The sequence below is a fragment of the Lactobacillus sp. C449L genome (assembly GCF_059900815.1).
In genome coordinates this window covers 1-413 of record NZ_JBWXGA010000384.1, presented here as the reverse complement: position 1 = coordinate 413, position 413 = coordinate 1, and the positions used below count along the sequence as shown (strand labels likewise).

At 71.2% G+C, this 413-nt stretch carries 1 protein-coding gene; it reads left to right on the top strand.

All coding sequences use genetic code 11. The features are described 5' to 3' along the window. On the top strand, window positions 1-275 hold a 275-nt coding region (locus AC2JF9_RS09900; RefSeq protein WP_500727429.1), incomplete at its 5' end, for a phosphatase PAP2 family protein. Window positions 276-413 lie beyond the last annotated feature (138 nt).

Below are 413 nucleotides of genomic sequence, written 5' to 3'. Positions count from 1 at the left end.
ATCTGACGCTCGGCTCCCTGCTCGCCCGCGTGCACAAGCCGCGGCGGGTGAAGCTGTTCTTCCTGCTGCTCGCGATCGTCCTCACGGTCGTGATCGGCGCGTCCCGCGTCTATCTCGGCGTGCACTGGCCGTCGGACGTCCTCGCCGGCTGGTGCGTGGGCGCTGCCTGGGCGGGGCTGTGCTGGTACGCTGCGCTCATTCTCCAGCGCCGCGGTCAGGTCGAGACCGAGGCGCCGCCTCCCCCGGACCAGGAGGCGGGCGCGACGGGCTCCTGAGCCGGAATTGCGCTTCGCGCCTGTCGACAAACGCTCCGGAACGGCCCAAGTGGACGGGTTCCGCAAGCCAGGAGGGTGCGATGTCGGTCAGGAAGGCGCGAGCGGTATGGCAGGGCACGGGCAAGGACGGCACGGGCC